The sequence below is a fragment of the Saccharopolyspora sp. NPDC000995 genome (assembly GCF_053599315.1).
The window spans coordinates 1-1,014 of record NZ_JBSFLZ010000376.1 but is presented as its reverse complement, the minus strand read 5'-3'; the positions used below and the strand labels follow the sequence as shown (position 1 = coordinate 1,014).

The following is a 1,014-nucleotide window of genomic DNA, read 5'->3' as shown; positions in this document are numbered from 1 at the left end:
CCTGCTGGCGCGACAAAACCTGCTACAACCCTGCCACCCACCAAACCACAAACAAGATCAACAAAGACCAAGGGTTGACTTAGGAAACTCATCAGCCCTCCCGTCACGTTGCCAACCGGCTCATTGATACCTCACGCAGCGATCGCGACCGGGCGCACGATCGGTGTCGGCATGTGCGGAACCCCATCCCGGATCGGTGACCTGACCATCCCCAGTAGACCTCCGACGGACTTCGGACGGTTGGCGCGAGGCGCACCCGGGCACACCCATAACGTGCGCACGGTGCTTCTGAGGCCACCAGCTTCGCGGGCCGCTTGGTGCTGGACGGCGTTACTCTCCGCGCTCATCGCGCTGGCAGGCTGCGGCGAGCCGCCTGCGAATCCCCCGAACAGCGAGCCTGCCGCGCCGCCGCCCGTCGCCCAGGTGGCGGGAACAGAGGTGACGTTGCGCGGCGAAGTGCGGAAGGGGGTCGAACTCGGCTGCCTGGTCCTCAACACCGGTGACCGGGAGTACCTGCTGGTGCATCCGACGTCTGAGTTGCGTCCTGGTGTGACTGCAGTGGTCCGCGGCAGGATCGAGCCGAGTATGGTCACGACCTGCATGCAGGGAACCCCGCTGGTGGTCTCGGAAGCGCACACCGTTTGAGCGCCGCTACCGCCGCCACCACGATCGACACCAACGGCAATCCGACACGACGCCAACAACACCCACCACGGAGGTACCGACCGAGAACGCCGAAGGGCGTCGTGGTTCGCCCGCCGGGTGTCGTGGTGTGGGGATGAGGTCCCGGAGGTATGCGCGGTGTTGAGCGGGTAGTCTCTCCCGCCTGGTCGTGGTGTTCGCCTGGGGTCCACTGTGGGCGGCGGGATGAACACGGGGCACCGGTCTCGTATTTCGGTTTCCCATCGCTCTGGTTGTGGAGGGTGCGGTGGTGGTGGCCGCAGAGGATGACCATGTTGGTCAGCTCGGTTGTTCCACCGTCGGCCCGGTGCTCGACATGGTGCGCTTCCGGTG

2 protein-coding genes are annotated in these 1,014 nt (G+C 65.6%); one reads left to right on the top strand and one right to left on the bottom strand.

Going from position 1 to position 1,014, the window contains the following annotated elements; all coding sequences use genetic code 11:
* The first annotated feature begins 282 nt into the window (after nt 1–282).
* Nucleotides 283–645: a hypothetical protein gene (locus tag ACWDKQ_RS36420; RefSeq protein WP_450143280.1), complete on the top strand. Its 363-nt coding sequence runs from the start codon at nt 283–285 to the stop codon at nt 643–645.
* Here the strand turns inward: ACWDKQ_RS36420 and ACWDKQ_RS36415 are convergent.
* Nucleotides 590–964, bottom strand: coding sequence for a hypothetical protein (locus tag ACWDKQ_RS36415; protein ID WP_450143281.1), 375 nt, complete (start codon nt 962–964; stop codon nt 590–592). The genes ACWDKQ_RS36420 and ACWDKQ_RS36415 overlap by 56 nt on opposite strands.
* Between the last annotated feature and the right edge of the window lie 50 nt (nt 965–1,014).